The following is a 19,250-nucleotide window of genomic DNA, read 5'->3' as shown; positions in this document are numbered from 1 at the left end:
GGAATCTGACACTGTCTCAGCTGTCGATTCATTTTGCCGGGCGGTTAGACGCTCATATTGATCTGTAATTCGCTGACACAGAATTTTGAACACCCTCCAGCGAAAAGACTAGCTCCTTCGGCCACAGCTGTCATTGGATTCACATCGGTATTTCCAGGTATTCCAAGCTCATAAGCAACCTTATCTCTCAAAGGCTTGTAATTGGTTGGACCACCCACAAACACAATTCTCTCAAGGTCATGAGGAGAGAGCCCAGCTTTATTTAAAGCCTCGCGAGCTGAGTTGACCGATTCAGCTACGCGCTCTGCAATCAAATTATCGTAAGTTTCACGTTTTAATTGGATATCGAGATAGATTTCATCTCCGCTCAGATCTCTAACTCGTGTTTCAGTTTCTGAGAGACTAATAACAACTTCCTCGCGCGCTGAAAGTTCAATTTTTGCGCGCTCGGTAGCCCAAGTAGCCAGTCTAATTAGAGATTTATAACTAGGATTTACAGAAAAGTCTTCTGGGAGGTCAAACTTTTCAAGTAACCAAGGACGAACAACATTATCGACTAATACTCGATCGAAGTCCCGACCACCGCACATAGCTATGCCACCATGAGCAAGAAGATTTACCCTTCCTCCAATACTTTCTGCAATGGCAATATCGAGCGTGCCGCCACCCAAATCATAAATTAAAAACATTCCATCTGTATTACGGGCACGCATGACACTCATTACTGCAGCTACGGGCTCCTGCATAAGTGCAACTTTCCCGATCCCGGCCATACTAGCAGCCTGCATTGTTGCGTCTTTCTGCATCTGATTAAATGCTGCCGGAACAGTTATTACAGTCCCCGTATCAGGATCATTTCTAATTTCTTCCGGCAAGTACCCGAACAACACTTTTAGTACTTCAGCTGAACATTCCTCGGGAGTCTTGGTAAGATTTACTGCAGATAGCTGAATTGGCGTACTTGTTCCCATTACACGCTTGAATAACATCGCTGAGTTGTCTGGGCTATGCGGTGCAGAATCGTAAGCTCGCTTACCAACATATTTATTGCCACGACGATCAATATAAATAGCTGATGGCGTAACATCATTCTGTTCAGGACTCTTCCAGATGCGGGTTTCGGAACCGTCATAAGAGCAGATCGCGCTGTTTGTTGTACCCAGGTCAATGCCAACGAAATTTTTCATAGTTCCACCTTCCTCAAAGTGACCGTTCCTGTCTTAACCAAACCTTCTTTCCCCATAATGATCGGCTCGAGCATCTGATCGACCATCAAGGCATCCTTAGTATCGAACTCTTCGATATTCAGCGGAGTGGCGGCCATGCCGGGATCGAAGGGCTGCCCTTCGACGTTGACGATTCGCAGATCCGCTTGCTCAAGGGCTTCTTCGACCTTTTTGATAAACCAGCGGAACTGGCTCTTGTATCGGTTCTGTTCCCCAGCATCGAGTTTCATCAGCAGACGGTCAAACACCCGGCCAAAGCGCCAGGACTCAACCGCCATGCTGATCACAGAATCCCTCATGGCCTCGGGGGTCGTTGTGGTTTGCTCAGAGTCCGCCATTAAAGTCTCCTATGAATAGTTGTTCTTATTTCCGTTTCTGAAAATCAAATGGGCTTGCTTGATTTCTCAAATTTTTGCAGTATCCAACCCCGCCGCTTTCAAGCGCTGAGTCAGATTCCGCATCTTGCTGAATTCCGTACCGAAACTACCTCGCAGGCCAACTCCCTCACAAAACTCTTTGGCTGTGATGTTCTTCAACTCATCAGCATATTTGATCATTTGCAGATGCAGCTCAGCAGTGTATTGATTGCGAGGGGCATCACTAAGTGCACTCTTTATTTGCGCAAAAATCTCGTATTCGTTCATTCTGGAACTCCAGCATTTGACGGACACATTATATAATTTAGCTAAATTATATAATAACTGGGTCGATTGCAATAAATTCCTTACTTTTTAGATTGATAAAAATCAAAAAACGAACCAACATCTTCGGCAATCTAGACTCATCAGTTTGAGTTTGTTTATGTTTCAAAATAAACTGGAAGGCGTTCAGTAAATCCTTGTCCTCCGTAGCCGATGCGAGATTGAGTATTTCAATCGTGCGAAACAAGGTAGATCGCTGCTTTTTGTAAAGTTGCACCATGAACGGCAAGTAGTTGTTGCCCGCAAACGCCATATATTGTTCACACATGTGCAGCAACTGATCGCTGTTCTTGCCGAGCACCGGATCAAAGGCTGTCACCGATTCGGGTTTATCCAGATACACCCTGACCGTTCCCGACAACACCGAAATCAAATGATCGGTTTGCTTTTGATGGTCACTCAGGTATTTCTCCAACAGTTTCTGCGCCGAACGATCCATCTTTAACAACAGCTTCATAAATATGTCGGCTGCGTTATCCAGCGTTCGCGCGTATTGGTGCCGGATCAGGACGATGACGAGCGCAAGCCGCTTATTGAGTTTGAGCTTCACGAGCTCAGCGTAGTCCAGGGCTTTGGCCTCATCAATGAACTGCTGGTGTTTGACTGGGGGCAACCCCAAATCCGTGGGCAGAAGCGTTTGCAGGGACGTCAACCATTCCAGGTATGGATGTTGCGAGGAGTTAATCGTTTGGGTTCACTCTTCAGAGTGCTCCAGCCAAAACCACTCAGCCCTGTACTGACGCGAAGAATATCGTTGATACGCTGCCGACTTTCGTCCGTTAAAAATCCACATAATTGATCGTAGTATCGGGTATTTACCTCCGCCCTGGCTGCCTGGCATATTCGCTCAAGCACGCTGTATGCCGGGAGTTCATAACGCTCCTTGACCAAATACTCCAAAGTAACATTGATGATGTCCGGCAGAGCTTCTTTGGTCGTCGCCGCATCCTGCGCCCAAACCTGTGCCAGCTCGGATGTTTTGATCGTATCGTAGGCTTTTATGTTGAGATGACGTCGAACCAATTTTACATGGCGATCTTTCGATCCTGAGGTGTAATAGGTTTGTAGATCGTTGAGTGTCACCCGGGAACGACACTGGTTTTTGATGTGTGCGATGATAACCTTTGGTATTTCACCCAGCGGAACAAAACGACCCAATCGCTGCGTCGTTTTTAGTTGAATCAGCAAACCCAGGAATGAGGCGCTGGTGCGCTTACAATGACGAAGAGCAAATTCCAGATCTTCGGCCGTGGGCGTGTAAACATCCCCCAATTCGTTTGGGGTGATGTCTGATTTTATGCGTGGGTAGGCTGTTTGATAAATAGCTGCCATCAGCTCATTTCTCTTCCTAATGGTTATCTAATTATGGAAACGGAACCTACGATTGAATCAACGACCACCGGTGTCTGACGAAATAAAGTGTTCTACAATGATCTTTTGATGGAGCGCCGCCATACCCACACCTAATCAAAACTTCATTCGCTGAATTCGCACCGCGTTAAAAATAGCCAGCAATGCCACGCCGACATCGGCAAAAATCGCTTCCCACATTGTGGCTAAGCCTCCAGCACCCAGTATTAATACGATGGCTTTTACACCGAACGCGAGGGAAATGTTTTGCCAAACAATGCGTTTGGTTTGTTTACCGATGGCGATGGCAGTGGGAATTTTGCTGGGTTTATCATCTTGAATAACAACATCGGCTGTTTCGATTGTTGCATCGCTGCCAAGGCCGCCCATCGCTATACCGACATCGCTCAGGGCAACGACCGGTGCGTCATTAACACCATCACCTACGAATGCAACGGTTTCATTGCGCGCTTTGATTTCTTTTACCTTGTTAACTTTATCTTCTGGCAGCAGATCACCAAAGGCATTCGCGATACCTAATTTCTGTGCGACAAATTGCACCACGGAATTTTTGTCACCGCTAAGCATGGTAATGTTGACACCGAGTTGTTTCAGCGTGTCTATCGTTAATTGCGCATCCTCTTTTATGCTGTCAGCAATGGTGATGTAACCCGCGAATTTATGGTCGTAGGCAATCGCAATGACGGTATACACAATCGAGGCCGGATCAATATCGTAGGCGACGGCGAATTTATCGAGCAGCCTGAAATTACCGACCAGTAACACTTTGCCATTCACGTCGGCTTTCAATCCATGACCCGATATTTCTTCAACATTGTTCAATGTAATGCTGCTATCGATATCGCCTACATATTGATGAATAGCGGTCGCTACCGGATGCGTACTCTGGCTTTCCAGCGCATTAACCATTTTCAGGATTTCATCGCGATTGAACTCGGGCTTCAGGTTGACCTCTTGTACTATAAAAACACCTTCCGTCATGGTACCGGTTTTATCCATCACCACGTTTTGAATGGTAGAAATGGTGTCCAAAAAGTTACTGCCTTTGAATAAAATACCGTTTCGACTGGCTGCGCCTATGCCGCCGAAATAGCCCAGTGGAATGCTAATGACCAGTGCACACGGACAGGAGATCACCAGGAAAATCAAGGCACGGTACAACCACTCACTGAATACATAAGTCTCCACAAATACGTATGGCACCACACAAATCGCAACGGCCAACGCAACTACAATAGGTGTGTATATTTTGGCGAATTTTCGGATAAATAATTCGGTAGGCGCTTTTTGCGCAGCAGCGTTTTGTACTAACTCTAAAATTCGGGACAGTTTGCTGTCGGTATAAGCGGCGGTAGCTTTGACTAGTGATACGGCATTGAGATTGATCATCCCCGCCAAAACCGCATCGCCTTTGGTTTTTGTGTCAGGTTTGCTCTCGCCGGTCAGCGCAGCGGTATTAAACGAGGCGGTTTCAGATAAGAGTTCACCATCCAATCCTAATTTCTCACCTGCTTTGAGTTGGATAATATCGCCAATGCTGACGGTCTCTGCTTTGAGAGTCATCGTTTGATTATTGCGTAACACGGTTACTTCGTCGGGGCGTTGATCAAGCAGGGTTTTAATATTGGTTTTTGCTCTTTTCACGGCGAGGGTCTGGAATACTTCACCGACAGAATAAAACAACATCACGGCAACACCTTCCGGATATTCACCAATAGCAAAAGCGCCGATGGTGGCAATACCCATCAATAAAAATTCAGAAAACACTTCACCTTTGACGATGCTCTCAACGGCCTCTTTCAACACGGGCAGGCCGACAGGTAAATAGGCGGCAACATACCAGCCAATACGTACCCAGCCCGTAAACCAGGTTTGTGGAAAATAATTATCCAGTGCTATTGCAATCAGCAGTGCAACGAAACTCAGTGCGGCAGGTAGAAATAGCCTGATATTGTTACCATCCTCACTGGCATGATCGTGGTCATGACTATCATCATTGGTATGCTGATCTTGATCGTCACCGGAACAACTACAGCTTTTCATGGGGCTATTTTTTATTAGCGCATCTGCTGTGTTATTGATTTTTGCTTCTTCTGTGCAACACATTTGTTTGCCCTGTTCGTCATATTGGTGTGTATGTTCCATAACGTTTCCTTTGCTTGAAAAAGCGATAAAAATTGAGGCGTCATTTCAAATCACTGATGATGATCGGCAGGCATTTAGTAATATCCCGATAGCAAAATAATTAATGTTTTAAAGCTAGTCATCGTCAATGCTCCTGTGAAAAAACCGGTTGATGACCGGGCAATCTGTGCCCCGGTCATCGGTTTTCATCTAATCGTACAATCAGCGCCAAACGTTGAGCCTTCGAAGAAAATTAATTCTTTGGCCTGGTCGCCCCAAATTTGCTATGAAGCCAGTGATATAAAACCGGTAACACCAACAGCGTCAGCAGCGTCGAGGAAATAATCCCGCCGATAACCACTGTGGCCAAGGGGCGCTGGACTTCCGCACCCGTTCCCGTATTCAGTGCCATTGGCACAAAACCAAGGCTTGCTACTAATGCGGTCATCAGAACCGGTCGTAAGCGAAGAAGTGCCCCTTCCGTCACAGCCAACATCAAATCCCCTTTTTCATGCCAGAGGTCGCGAATAAAAGCGAGCATGACGAGGCCGTTGAGTACGGCAACACCTGAAAGCGCAATAAAACCAATACCTGCCGATATGGACATGGGCATATCTCGAATGGCTAGCGCCAGCACTCCACCCGTGAGCGCCAAAGGCACGCCACTAAAAATAATTAACGCGTCTTTTAGCGAGCCAAACGCCATAACAAGAATGCCGATGATCAGCAGCAGCGTCAGTGGCACCACAAGAGAAAGGCGTTTACTTGCCGATTCGAGTTGCTCAAACGTGCCCCCGTAATCCAGCCAATACCCTGGGGGCATATCCACCTTGGCGGCAATTTGCGCTTTAACATCTTGCACAAATCCGCCGAGGTCGCGACCTCGTACATTTGCCGTCACAACCACCCGACGCTTGCCATTTTCCCGGCTAATTTGTGCAGGCGCGGGAGAAATGTCGATGGTGGCCACTTCAGAGAGCGGAACGTAATCACCGTTAGGCAATGGCACAGGTAAAAACTTAAGCTTCTCGACATCGCGCCGTACAGCCTCAGGTAATCGCACGATGAGCTCAAAGCGTCTATCACCCTCATACAAGATGCCTGCACTTTCACCACCAACGGCAGCAGCGACCCAATTTTGAAGTGTTGACACATTCAATCCATAGCGGCCCAACGCGCTTCGCTTAGGAATAATTGAAAGTGTCGGCAATCCCGTCACTTGCTCAACACGCGCATCGGCCACACCCTCTACCTGGCTCAAGGCTTCAAGTATGTCGTTAGCGGTCAACACCAGTTGATCAAGGTCATCGCCAAACACCTTGATACCCAGGTCGGCTCTGACACCTGAAATGAGTTCGTTGAACCGCATTTGGATGGGTTGGGTGAACTCATAATTATTACCGGGTAATTCCTCAAGCGATTTTTCCATTTCCTCCACCAACTGCTCTTTGGTCTTATCGGGATTGGGCCATTCGGATCGAGGCTTCAAGATGACGTAGTTATCGGCAACATTCGGGGGCATTGGGTCGGTCGCAACTTCGGCAGTACCTATGCGTGCAAAGACCTTATCTACCTCGGGAAACGACTTGATACGCTGTTCGAGAATTTCCTGCATTTCGACCGCTTGTTCGAGGCCGGTACCGGGGATTCGCATGGCTTGTAACGCGATATCGCCTTCGTTAAGTTGCGGAATAAATTCGGATCCCAGCGTTGTGGCAAGCCACGTGCAAATGATGACAAGACCGGTAGCACCGCCAATCACAAACCAACGGAATTTAAATGCCAGCAACAATAAAGGCTTATACATTTGCTTCGCACTGCGAATAGCAACACCTTCTTGTTCACTGATTTTCCCGCTTAAAAAAACCGCGACCGCAGCTGGCACAACTGTGAGGGATAGAACCATTGCGGCGACAAGTGCCATCACGACCGTTGCGGCCATAGGGTGAAACATTTTGCCTTCCACACCGGTGAGGGAAAAAATCGGGATATAAACAACGGTGATGATCGCGACACCAAACAGACTGGGTCGAATCACTTCAGAGGTCGCCTCGAAAACCACGTCTAAGCGTTCGCGCAGACTTAGAGCCCCTTCGCGTTGGGCATGGGATAAACGTCGTATAGCGTTTTCCACAATGATCACGGTGCCGTCTACGATGATCCCGAAATCCAGTGCCCCAAGGCTCATTAAGTTTGCTGACACCCCGGTTTTTACCATGCCAGTTATCGTCGCCAGCATGGCCAGTGGGATCACTGCCGCCGTGATCAGTGCCGCACGCAAATTTCCAAGTAACAGGAAAAGCACCACAATCACCAATAAGGCGCCTTCCAGAAGGTTTTTACTGACCGTTGCAATGGCTTTATCAACTAAAGCCGTACGATCATAAACGGGTGTCGCAATAATGCCATCCGGGAGTGAGGCTTGAATGTCAATCAGCCGTGCTGCTACGTCTCGCGCCACCGTGCGTGAGTTTTCTCCGATGAGCATCATGGCCGTACCCAGCACGGTTTCAACACCATCCTGGGTTGCTGCACCGGTTCGAAGCTCTCTCCCGATAGCGATTTCTGCTACATCACTAATTTTGACAGGAACAGAATCCTGCTGCGCAACAATGACGTTGGCGATGTCATCCAAGGTTCCCAATTGGCCGGGCGAGCGCACCAGTAATTGTTGCCCATTGCGCTCGATGTAACCTGCACCACGGTTATCATTATTGGATTCAAGCGCTTCAACCAAATCTTCCATCGACACCCCGAAGTGCAGGAGTTTCTGTACATCTGGCGTAATGTGGTATTGCTTGTTATAGCCACCAATACTGTTTACCTCTACCACACCCTTTACCTGCGCCAACTGGGGTTTGATTATCCAGTCTTGAATTTCACGCAAGGCGGTAGAATCGTAAGGCTTACCGTCTTGTGTTCGCGCATCGGGAGCCGCTTGAACGGTATACATAAAGATTTCACCCAAACCTGTCGAGATGGGTCCCATTTCGGGTTCCATGCCGGGAGGCAGCACGCTTTTCATCGACCCCAGTTTGGTGTTGATGAGGTTCCGGGCAAAGTAGATATCGGTACCTTCATCAAACACCACGGTAACCTGTGATAAACCATAGCGGGATAACGACCGCGTATAGGACAGGTTGGGTAACCCTGCCAACGCGGTTTCTATCGGGTAGGTAATCCGCTGTTCGGCTTCTAACGGCGAGTAACCTGGTGCAGCGGTATTAATTTGCACCTGGACATTGGTGATGTCGGGCACCGCATCAATAGGGAGTTTTTGGTAACTCCAAAACCCGATGCCGACGATTAATAAAACAAAACTTAAAAACAGATAACGCCGCTCGATGGCTAAGCGTAGTAGTGAATCAATCATGCTACACCCCTTAGTGTTCGTGCTCGGCTTCAGATTTTTCGATGTCAGCTTTAATGAGATAGCTGTTTCGGGTTACGTACTCTGTATCTGGTTTCAGGCCAGATATGACCTCGGCATAGCTGTCATCTTTTCGGCCCACGATCAAGGGGATAAATTCGTATTTATTACCGTGTTTGACAAAAACCCCGGTGCGCCCTCCCAGGATTTGCAGAGCATCTATTTTTACCGCTACGTCTACGTTAAATTCATCGATAACAATACGTCCTTCTGCCATTGAACCTGGAGAGAGCATGGATAGGTCGTTGCTTAGTTTTGCGCGCGCAATGAGATACGGCTGCTCGTCACCTGCCGGGAGGAGGTGCTCAATTTTTGTTTTAACTTTTTGCTCGCCTATGCTCAGAAAAACTTCTTGCCCGATAGCAACAGAGGAACGTTGAGAGGGGAAAATACGCAACTCGGCCCACAAGTTGTCGAAGCTCGAAATTGAAAACAGTATTTGATCTCCTGTAACCTCGCCAGAATTAGCGTGCCGTTGCACGATCATCCCGGCAATAGGTGCGCGAATACTGTATTTTCTCAAGCTCTCGTTGGCTTCAACTTCAGCCAGAAGATCACCGGCTGCCACCGTCTCGCCAATAGTTCCACGTACCGACGTTATAACACCTGAAAATCGCGCGCGCACATGGCTGGTTTGTTCCGGCGCTGTGGTTAATCGTCCATAAGTGACGATGGTTTGATGAAGTGTTTGTTCACCGGAGCGTTCCGTCACAATACCCACAGTTTGTGCCATGGCGTCTTCGATTTGACTGGTTCCCTCTTCATCTTCGTGCTTCTCATCGTTCCCATGGCCATGTGAACCGGACTCTTCTGTGTGTTCATCCTCTTGATGTTGGTGATCATCGCTATCCGTTGCTGCATTAGCCTTATAAATATCGGCAACGAAAAACACCAATAAAAGTGCCAGGATGAAAGCCAACGCCGGGGGGGATTTCAGCAGATTTTTGGAGAAGGGTTTTGCTAAATGTTTGTTCGATGTTTTCATGGGGTGGCCTCAATATTCTGTTCGTTCAAGGTGGAGCCAATCATTCGCTCCAGCTCTATTCGGGTTTCCTGCATGCGGGCAGCCGCTTCCACCAGCGCTTGCTGGGCATTCAGCAATTGGTTTTGCGCAAGGTTTAATTCCAGATAGCTGTAGCGTCCCCGGTCAAATGCATCAGCAGTACTGCGCATGACTTTCTTGAGGGATGGGATGACCTGATCACGCAGCACATTCACTTCATCAACTGCTAATTGATGGGTTTCGTACGCGGCGATCAGTTGTGCTTCCAGCTGGATTCGTGTTGCATCTTTGTCCCATTCCGCTTGTTGTTGGTTGGCGGTAGCCGTAGCGATTGCCCCACGAGCTCTGCCGCTGCTCCCCAGGGGCATGCTCAGTCCAAACACTACAGCGGAGTCATCGCTTTCCTGAAGGCGGCGAACTCCCGCATTCCATTCCAGCGCCGGGCGACGTTCGCTTTGTGCCCGGCGCACTTCTGCCGAACGGACATTGATCTCAGCGGAGAGAAATGCCAGATCTGGATTGTTGGATAGTTTTTCCAACAAGGCAGGCAAGGTTGTTGTTGACGGGACGCCATATAGATCCGCTTTTGCGGCGGTAAAGTCCGGAGAGGTATCGGCCCAAAACGCACTCAGCCTGATCCGTTCCGCACTAACTCGCTGGCGAGCTTGTCGCAAGGCCAGTGTGGCGCGGGTTAGTGCGGCGTTGCCGCGCAAAAGCTCAGTTTCGGCAGTGCCACCCGCTTGCACCTGCCGGGTAAGTGACGTCAGGGTCTGTTGAAGTAACTGATGGAATTCCTCCTGAAGCGTCAGTTCTTCCTGCGCAACCAGCAAACGGATGAACTGCTGTGTAACGGCAGTCACCACATCTAACGTAAGCACGCGCTGCGAGGACGCCAACTGTTGCTGGCGAGCGGTGACCAGATTGACCCTGGCATCACGTTGCCCGCCCAATTCGATGGCGGAAGAAAGGGAAATGGTTAGCTCGCTGGCTTTGGTTCCGCTCAATTCACCTGAGCCTGCCACATTCTCAAGATCAGTATTGACCCGCAGCCCGGGCCTGAGTGCAGCGGTTTGTTTTTCCCCGGCCAAAGCATTTAGCTTGAAGGTGTAACCCGCTAGTTGAGGGTTGTGTTGTAAGGTGGCGCGAACAGCCTCACCCAACGTCAGTGTGGATTCCGCAACAGCGGTTAGAGCAAAAGAACTACAAGATAAAGCAATAGCCGAAATGGCCATCGCTCGATGGAAAAGTTGCATAGAAAACTCCAGCCTAATTGGCAGTTCCAGATATCGGTGCAGGAGTCCTGAACGCGAATGGGGAACTGCAAAAACTACCCTTTTTACAAAGGGCCGTTAACGACAATCAGAATGGAGTTGCAGGAGGTGCGCGCAGCGGCGGAAGAATCCCCGCGCGACGATGGGGATGAGGAGCGTCTGTGTAAAAAAAGAATAAGGGGGTGTGCGTTACCGCAAGCAGTATAAAAATCACAGCCAAAAGTATTGGCAATGACGGGTCAAACTTAAGGAGTTTTGCCAGAACCGATTGGGATACTTCCACATCGATATCCTGATGCGATTCATCCGCTGTGTGGACTTCGTGCCCGCCTATCACATCGAGATGAGGGGAAATTGGTGGTTCCTGTCCATCAAAACAAAAGTGTGCATGCACGCCGGTCCAGCTGGTCATCAGCCAAAGCAGCAGTGTCAGAAGCACAAATGTTTTATAACCGGAACGAATTCTCACCTGTGGGGCACCTGATAGTGAAGCTCATTGAGGATATAGCAATCTGTTTGTCATAGCCACCGACCCAGTCCAGAGATACCCTGGACTGGGTCGGTGGCTATGCAATCTCACGGAATGACGATAAATTGAGTCATTTTTTCCATCAGCGTGAGCGCGGCATTATCGGAAAACTGCTGGCCCTCCTCGATGTATTCCCACACTGTTGCGTCACTTTTCCATCCGCCTTGCTTTTTGATTAACTCAAAATCTATCCGCTCCCTTGCCGCCGATGTGGACAGTCCACGCCGAAAGCTATGACTACTGAGGTCTGGAAGAAAGTCGAATTGACAAGCTTTGCCCAGATTTTTAAGCAAATCGTTAATTGCTCCTGGGTTCAGCGGCTTTGTTTGGACCTGACTCCATCGGTTGACCGGCCTGAAAAGTGGACCGTTGTTGATACCGGCAATGTCCACCCAATCCTTAATGGCTGTAGCAGGACAGCGGGTTCTACCCCGTTTTCACGGACACATCTAAAAGAGGCATAATGTGCCTGTAAGGAGTGTTCATGACCAAGCGAAGAAAATTCAGTAATCAATTTGCGATAACAGAAGCCATCCCATCCAACCGTTCTTTCGTCTTTTCCCAATTCGGCATTACCTGGCCCATTAGCCGGTAAAACCGTTCACTGTGGTTATGCTCCGCTATGTGGCAAAGCTCATGCAAAATCACGTAATCAATGCACTCACGAGGCGCTTTAGCCAGGTGAGGATTCAGGGTGATTCGGCCATTGGGTGAGCAGCTACCCCATTGAGTTTGCATAGTCAGTATACGCAGCGGTGGTAGTTCTTCTATCCAAAGGGCTTGCTCCAGCATGGCATTGAGGCGCTTGGAGAAGATTTCTTTTGCCCGCGCTTTGTACCAGTCTGTTAGTAGCCCTTTAACCTTTTTAGCGGACTTTGTTCTTACCGAAACCTCTAACTTGCCGCGTAGTAGTTTCACACCTTGAACCTGCTCAGGCGCTTCAATCACTTTCAGCAGGTACTGCTTCCCTAGGTAATAATGGCTTTCACCGCTGATGTACTGTCGAGGAGTGGTGAATTCAAGCTGTTTGCGGAAATCCCGAAGCTGCTCGTATATCCAGCGCCCACGCTTTTTAACAGCAGATAACACGGCTGCGCTCTCAGTACCCTCGGGAGCCGATGCGATTACCCGACAATCGGGATGAACTTTGATTAATACCTTGCCTGTGGCTTGCGGGCGCTTGACTCGCTCAAACGTAATCTGCTCGTCACCGTAGCGGAAGCTCATGGTCTGACTTTGGAGTTTAATTGGCACATTCATCTGGTTATACCCGCTCAAGCACCGTTTAATCCGACCCGAGTGATTTGCACGATTCTTTCAACCAGCTTTTTAGCCTGATCCATACCCGCTCCAATAGATTTTGCCTCTTTGAACAACATGGGCAACAGCTTCTTACGGATATCTGCTTCAATGTTTTGTGGGTTGATAGAGTTCTCTGCCACAGATTGAGTCACTGCATCATCAATCTTGAATGCCAGCGCTACCCACTTATCCTGGACCTGAGAATCCATAACCGTGAAAACTTCCGGCAGAATCTGTTTGAACAAACCGAAGTAGGCCTGGGCATGGCGATTCCCCGCAAAGGCATCGGGGATGTCGTTCAGCTTGCGCTGTTCCACTTGTTCGGCAAACTCCTGGAAAAGCATGTACTGCTTCATCGGGTGATCAAAGAGCTTCTCGGCATCTTCAATAGCTTTACGCAGCAGCTTGGAAAACTCCTCCTGAGCGTAGGGGTCGTCCTGCAGATCCTGCTCAATCATCCGGGTAACCCGGGTTTTGATGATGTCGGTTTCGTTACGGGTCTTTTCGTCAGTCCAGTCTTCTTTCTTTTGCTGTCCCATCTTGCCAACTTCAAAAGCGCCAGACGGTTCACGCACTTCAACCCCAACAACGTGTTTATCCAGCAGTTTCTTCACCTGCTCGGCATAGGCGTCGTAATCCACCCGCTCACCGGTATCCTGTTTTACCAGCTGGCGCAGGTTGGACATCTGCTTAACGGTTTCCTTGTAGTGCCGACGATTGGCATCGGTGAAACTTTTGTCTTCAAAGAAAGTGGCTGACTGAAGCGCAACCTTCAGGCAGCTGACGAAGTTACTGAGGGCTTCGTAAAAGTCTTCACGAACCTTCAGGTGTACATCAACCAGCTCGCCGTCTTTGTCCTCTATGCGGGGAACCAGCACCTGGCGCAGTTGTTCAATGTCCTGCTTGTTCTTTACACCATCAAAGATCGCCCACAGCGTCTTGTACAAATGAGGCAGGCGCTTGTACTCCGTACTCATCTGCTCGTACAGCCCCTGAATGTCGTCGATGTCGTAACCGCCCTGGGTACGGGACGCGAGATCCTGATATTTACTGAGGGTGGTATCCAGCTCTGCCAGAATACCCCGATAGTCGATCAGTAAGCCGAATTCCTTTTTCGGATGCAGCCGGTTAACACGGGCAATCGCCTGAATCAGGTTGTGTTCTTTCAGTGGCTTGTCGATGTACAAAACGGTGTTTTTCGGTTCATCAAAACCGGTCAGAAGCTTATCGACAACGATCAGCATCTTCAGCGGATCATCGTTGTCAGCAAAGCGCTTGATCATCCGCTTGGTGTAATCCTGTTCATCCTCTTTACCGACATTCTCGTTCCACCATTGCGTCACTTCCGGCAGGGCTGATTCGTCTACCGAGGTGTTGCCTTCACGGCTATCTGGCGGGCTCATAATTACGGCTGACTCAAAACGGCTGTCTTCCGGCAGTTGCGCTTGAGCCTCGTCCAGATACTTTTTGTACTTGATAGCCGATGCCTTGCTGTCACAGGCCACCTGGCCATTCAATTCAGCATCGATGTTTTTAGCAAAGTGAGTGGCGATATCGTTGGCAATCAGCTGAATTCGGTCACTGGCCTGATAGAGCTCGCCTTTCTGTGCGTATCTGCGCTTCAGATCTGCCCGTTGTTCATCGGTCAGGTTGGTTGTGATGCGCTGAAAGCCGGCATCAATGGCCCGCTCGTTGATATCCAGGTCGGGGATACGTTCTTCGTAAAGCAGTGGCGTAACCGTCTTGTCTTCCACGGCACGCTGCATGGTGTAGGCGTGAACGATCTTGCCGAACTTGTTCTCTGTTTTGTCGTCCTTCAGAAGCGGCGTACCGGTGAATGCTACAAAGGCTGCATTCGGCAGCGCCTGGCGCATGCGTATGTTGTTTTCGCCCCCCTGACTGCGGTGGCCTTCGTCAATCAACACAATAATGTCAGGGCTGGAATTTTGGCACTCGGGTAGCTTGGTGGCGCTGTTAAATTTCTGAATCAGGGAGAAGATAATCCGCTCTTTCCCATGGCCAATCTGTTCCGCTAAGCGACGCCCGGAAGTTGCCATGGCAGCAGCCTTGTCTTTCTTGTCAGCCAGCTCACCGCTGGATGAGAAGGTGGCGCTGAGTTGGTTCTCCAGATCCACCCGGTCGGTGATCACCACAATCCGGCATTGTTTAAGATCATCATGCAGAATCAGCGTTTTACTCAGGAACACCATCGTCAACGACTTACCTGACCCTGTGGTATGCCAGATAACGCCACCCTCCCGCGCACCTGAAGGGCGGCGGGTATTGATGCGATCAATGAGAGCTTTGATACCAAACACCTGTTGATAACGGGCCACGACCTTGCCGGCTTTCTTATCGAAGAGGGTGAAATAGCGCACCATCTCAAACAGACGCTTAGGGCTGAGCAAACTGATCAATAGCTCATCCTGGCCGGTTACCGACAGTTCGCCCCCGGCCACCCAGCTTTCATACCAACGACGGTCGGCGGGTTTGCGTTGATTAAACAGCTGATCCAGCTGTTCGGCTGATAAGTTCCGATTTTTAATAGCGTGTTGCTCTGGCAGCGACAGCCCTTCCTCGCGCCAGGCTGCCCAGAATTTTTCTGGGGTTTCGCAGGTGCCATAGCGACCTTCGTAACCATTCACCGATAACAGCAACTGGCTGTAGGCAAACAGATGGGGGATTTCATCCGGGCGTTGATTCCGCAGACATTGCGAAATGCCTTCGGTTACCGTGGGGCCCTTCTTGCCATCTGGCCGCTTGGCTTCGATAACCACCAATGGGATGCCGTTTACGAAGCAGACAATGTCGGGTCTGCGCTTGTCTTGCAAAGAAGAGCCGACGCCGCCTGCGCGGGTTACCGTGAACTCTTCGGTAAAGGTGAAGCTGTTGTTGCTGAGGTTCTGCCAATCAATCAGGGCCACGGTTGGGTTGGCCTTTTTGCCATCCACAAACTCGGTTACCGAAATCCCATACATCAGGTGGTTGTACATGCGCTCGTTGGCATTACGCAGCCCCTCATTCAACGCCGGGCTGCATACTTCCGCGATCAGGTTGTCGATCGACTTGGCCGACAGGGCATGCTCCTTCCCTGCGAAGATAAAGCGACGCTTCTCCAGCTCTGCACGCAAAATGTCGCGCAGTACCACCTGATCGTACTTGCCACCGCGGGCAGCCAGCGCCTGGTCGGGCGATAAAAATGACCAGCCGAGCTGCGTTAAAAGGGCCAGGGCAGGTAGCTTAGCGCTGTATTCTTCCTGAAATTTAGGGACGTCGTATTCAGCCATTGATGTCAATTCCGTGTTGTATCAGCCACTGCAAGCCAGTTGTTGTGGTCTTGTATGCCTGTTCTGGATGGTTAACCACCTCTGGATGGGTGTACCCAATCAGACCTTCTTGCTCCCGAAGCGGATTAAGGTGTGTGCTCTTTAAGGCAGTCACTTGCCTGCCAGCGAGTAAGGTTGCCAATTGCTCCGCTTTGTAGGGCCGTAGTGCACATAACCACAAAATGACGGGCCACACCTTATCTTTGCGGGCTTTTGGGGTCAGGGCTTCCAGTCGTTGTTTTAATTCCGCAGGTAGCTCTTCTGCGTTGGTATGCAGGTCACCTGGATTTGTATCAAGGTCACCTGTATTTGATGCGAGGTCACCTGTATTTGAATCGTCCGATGCAAATAACGGCAATTCGCCTTCTGCGGATCGTTGTCCCGTCAGACGATAATAGGTCGCGGAGCCTGCTCCACCTTGTTCCAACAGGCGATATTGATGATGCAGTCTCTTGAGTACCTGGCTGGCTGCCAGAGTGTCCAGTCCTGTGATGGCACGCAGACCAGCGTTATCCACCGCACCTGTTTCCTTTGCCAGAATCAGAGCACGGGCTTCATTGTCTGACAGTTGTAATCGAGAAAATTGATTGAGCCACTGTAGCTGTTCCTCACCCAGCAGTTGATGAAGCAGATACGTTGCCTGGAACTCATTAGCCAGAACCTTGCTGGTAAAAACCGGTGCGGTAAGCCCCGCGTTGTCCAATAGACGCCGCATAGTTCGAATTCCTGATCCTTTGGTTTCGGCAAAGTTCAGGTCGTATAGCACCGCTGCGACAATAGGATTCCGCAACTTAGAACCCATCTCTCCCAGCATGGCTTCTGGTTTTAGGGAATACCCAGCATTGTGGATCTCAATACGGTTACTGTAACGAATAACCATCGTAGGTTGATGCACGGAGTAGTCACGGTGCATGACCGCATTCACCACGGCCTCCCTTATCACCTTATAAGGTAATAAGGGTTCGTCAGAACGTTGTAAGTCGCCAGCCTTTAAGCGGAAGTGCTTAGGCAGGTCATCCAGAATGGCATTTTCAAGTCTTGGGATAAGGCGCAGTAACGGTTCACGCAGATCCAGGGTGGTTGCAAAGCGTTGTTCTGGATCTTCAACCCATTGCGTACCAGCAATGCGCACATAATCAATCCGCACTGCAGGCATCAATCTGCGTAATGACAAAGGTTTGCCCAGCAGTAATAGCCCAGCAACGTTGGGGACCCAGCGGTCACCGTGTTTTTTAACCAGATTTAAAGCCCGTAACATATCGGTATCGCTGGCATCCAGCTCCTCGGCGTTGGGGCGTATTCTGGCGCGAAGATTGCGATAGAGCTCTATGGCGGTAGGATCGAGGTCATCCCACTCAGCATCTGCCAGAACAACTTGCTCAAACCCCATGCCACTTTTTGCTATGAGTAAAGGTTCGATATCGGTCTGGGTGCATTCGTAATCGCCGTTCAGACCGCGTCGCCAGACACCCGTTTTACGCTTGTTTTTACTGTCGAACTTTCCTTTAAACGTACAAGGTTTAGCCGCTGGCTCCAGTTCGGGCACAAAGACCATGATCACTGTTTTGCCTTCCAGCGGGATAGCTTGCGCCTCTACCGGAACGGATTGCTCAAACTGCTCGCGGCAGTTGGCCTGTAAATCACCCAGCAGTTTATCGGTATGGTCAACACCTGATACATAAAACTCGTTGTGCTGTGCATCCGGCTCACTGACCCCTAATAATAAATAACCGCCGCCCAGTCCCGGCTCGTTAGCAAAGGCGCAGACGGATTGCATTGCGGAGCTGCCAATGTCAGTGCCACGTTTTGCCTCAATGCGAGGGCACTCATCTAGCTGGCGCAACTGCTGCAATAAGGACTCGGCAGAGTATTCATTCAACATGGTTAATTCCTGCGTCATTCAAACTACGAGGGCAGCTGGCGCTGTATTCTTCCTGAAATTTTGGGGCTGTCTGGGTGGTCATTCAGTGTCCTTTTTCTTCTTCTGCAACCGTGCCTGCAGCTTTTCAAGCTCGATCAATTCTTCAGCATCCGTTGCTTTTGCTTCTGCTGATTTTCGTTGCTGATCAAACTGCTCATAACGCTGGTTGGCAATCTGCTCCATTTGCACGCGGCTGATATTGCCGGCGTTGTTCAGCCGTGGCTGCTCATTGAACTCCATAAAGCTATCAACATACTTGCGCCAGTCATCCAGCGTTAGGTGTTGCTTGTTTTTGGCCCGGAACTCTGCGAATTCGAAGAACATACTCACCAGACGATTCAGCCGCTCCAGTTCATCGCCCTGCAGGTAGTTCTTAGCGATGACCACATCAGCCTTACGAACCCGTTTGCCTGAAAAGCTGGTCAGATTCATGTTGGGCATGTTTGGGTCCGCTCGTGCCACAATCAGCTCTGCCGTGGTATAGCCAGTTACGGCATAAATGAGCTTGTTCTGTACTTCAGCGAACAGCAGCCCGGTGTCCTTTTCATTGGCACGGTAGTCTTCGGCCAGGGTAAGCAGGTCACGGACTTTCTGATAAAAGCGCTTCTCCGATGAGCGGATATCACGGATGCGTTCGAGCAGCTCATCAAAGTAATCCCATTTAGGGTCTTTGAGGCGCTCATCATCCATGGCGAAGCCTTTGGATAGATACTCTGCAAGCGTACGGGTTGCCCACTGCCGGAACTGGGTACCCCGTGTCGAGCGTACCCGATAGCCAACAGCAATGATCATGGGTAGGGCATAGAGCTGGGTCAGGTACTCTTTACCATCGGCCGCAGTTGTAAACTTTGAGTTTACAACTGCCCCTTCAGCCAGCTCCCCGTCTGACAATACGGCCTTCACGTGCTTACCGATGTTTTGCTTGCTGGTTTGGTACAGCTCAGCCATTTCCAACTGAGTGAGCCATACCTGACCACCCAGCTCACGCAGTACGAGCTGGGATTCGCCATCGTCGGTGGTGTAGAGGATCAGGTCGTTATCCATTA

At 49.7% G+C, this 19,250-nt stretch carries 15 protein-coding genes; all 15 read right to left on the bottom strand.

What is annotated here, in order from left to right; genetic code table 11:
• Positions 1-44 precede the first annotated feature (44 nt).
• Positions 45-1,187, bottom strand: a complete 1,143-nt coding sequence (locus tag LGT44_RS00865; RefSeq protein ID WP_230331917.1) for an Hsp70 family protein — start codon at positions 1,185-1,187, stop codon at positions 45-47.
• Entirely contained in the window at positions 1,184-1,564 is a 381-nt protein-coding gene (locus LGT44_RS00860) for a hypothetical protein (protein ID WP_230331916.1), read from the bottom strand. The genes LGT44_RS00865 and LGT44_RS00860 overlap by 4 nt, the downstream gene beginning before the upstream one ends.
• A 66-nt stretch (positions 1,565-1,630) precedes the next feature.
• Entirely contained in the window at positions 1,631-1,870 is a 240-nt protein-coding gene (locus LGT44_RS00855) for an HTH-like domain-containing protein (protein ID WP_113603043.1), read from the bottom strand.
• A 46-nt stretch (positions 1,871-1,916) separates the two neighbouring features.
• Positions 1,917-2,579 carry a hypothetical protein gene (locus LGT44_RS20315; RefSeq protein ID WP_230331915.1) on the bottom strand — a complete coding sequence of 221 codons (663 nt, stop codon included), beginning with the start codon at positions 2,577-2,579 and terminating at the stop codon, positions 1,917-1,919.
• A complete protein-coding gene (locus tag LGT44_RS20310; RefSeq protein ID WP_230331914.1) occupies positions 2,576-3,259 on the bottom strand; it encodes a DUF4158 domain-containing protein in 684 nt (227 codons plus the stop codon). Before LGT44_RS20310 ends, LGT44_RS20315 begins: the two co-directional genes overlap by 4 nt.
• A 135-nt stretch (positions 3,260-3,394) precedes the next feature.
• Positions 3,395-5,443 (bottom strand): heavy metal translocating P-type ATPase, encoded by a 2,049-nt coding sequence (locus LGT44_RS00840; protein ID WP_230331913.1) that lies wholly within the window; start codon positions 5,441-5,443, stop codon positions 3,395-3,397.
• A 232-nt stretch (positions 5,444-5,675) separates the two neighbouring features.
• Positions 5,676-8,795, bottom strand: coding sequence for an efflux RND transporter permease subunit (locus LGT44_RS00835; protein WP_230331912.1), 3,120 nt, complete (start codon positions 8,793-8,795; stop codon positions 5,676-5,678).
• Positions 8,796-8,805: 10 nt separating this feature from the next.
• Entirely contained in the window at positions 8,806-9,837 is a 1,032-nt protein-coding gene (locus tag LGT44_RS00830; protein WP_230331911.1) for an efflux RND transporter periplasmic adaptor subunit, read from the bottom strand.
• A complete protein-coding gene (locus tag LGT44_RS00825; RefSeq protein WP_230331910.1) occupies positions 9,834-11,108 on the bottom strand; it encodes a TolC family protein in 1,275 nt (424 codons plus the stop codon). The genes LGT44_RS00830 and LGT44_RS00825 overlap by 4 nt, the downstream gene beginning before the upstream one ends.
• Before the next feature lie 106 nt (positions 11,109-11,214).
• Entirely contained in the window at positions 11,215-11,595 is a 381-nt protein-coding gene (locus LGT44_RS00820) for a hypothetical protein (protein WP_228346314.1), read from the bottom strand.
• A gap of 107 nt (positions 11,596-11,702) precedes the next feature.
• Positions 11,703-12,047, bottom strand: coding sequence for a tyrosine-type recombinase/integrase (locus LGT44_RS00815; RefSeq protein ID WP_228346313.1), 345 nt, complete (start codon positions 12,045-12,047; stop codon positions 11,703-11,705).
• 118 nt (positions 12,048-12,165) lie between these two features.
• Positions 12,166-12,915: a M48 family metallopeptidase gene (locus tag LGT44_RS00810; RefSeq protein WP_230331909.1), complete on the bottom strand. Its 750-nt coding sequence runs from the start codon at positions 12,913-12,915 to the stop codon at positions 12,166-12,168.
• Between the two features lie 14 nt (positions 12,916-12,929).
• Complete coding sequence (locus tag LGT44_RS00805) at positions 12,930-16,244, bottom strand: type I restriction endonuclease subunit R (RefSeq protein ID WP_230331908.1); 3,315 nt, start codon at positions 16,242-16,244, stop codon at positions 12,930-12,932.
• Positions 16,237-18,165 (bottom strand): ATP-binding protein, encoded by a 1,929-nt coding sequence (locus tag LGT44_RS00800; RefSeq protein WP_230331907.1) that lies wholly within the window; start codon positions 18,163-18,165, stop codon positions 16,237-16,239. The genes LGT44_RS00805 and LGT44_RS00800 overlap by 8 nt, the downstream gene beginning before the upstream one ends.
• A 78-nt stretch (positions 18,166-18,243) precedes the next feature.
• Positions 18,244-19,248 (bottom strand): RhuM family protein, encoded by a 1,005-nt coding sequence (rhuM, locus tag LGT44_RS00795; RefSeq protein ID WP_230331906.1) that lies wholly within the window; start codon positions 19,246-19,248, stop codon positions 18,244-18,246.
• Between the last annotated feature and the right edge of the window lie 2 nt (positions 19,249-19,250).

It is taken from the genome of Thalassolituus alkanivorans, assembly GCF_020447205.1.
In the GTDB taxonomy this organism is placed as follows: Bacteria; Pseudomonadota; Gammaproteobacteria; order Pseudomonadales; family Oceanobacteraceae; genus Venatoribacter; species Venatoribacter alkanivorans.
Note: the sequence above shows the minus strand (reverse complement) of the source record. Positions and strands in the feature narration are given on the sequence as shown.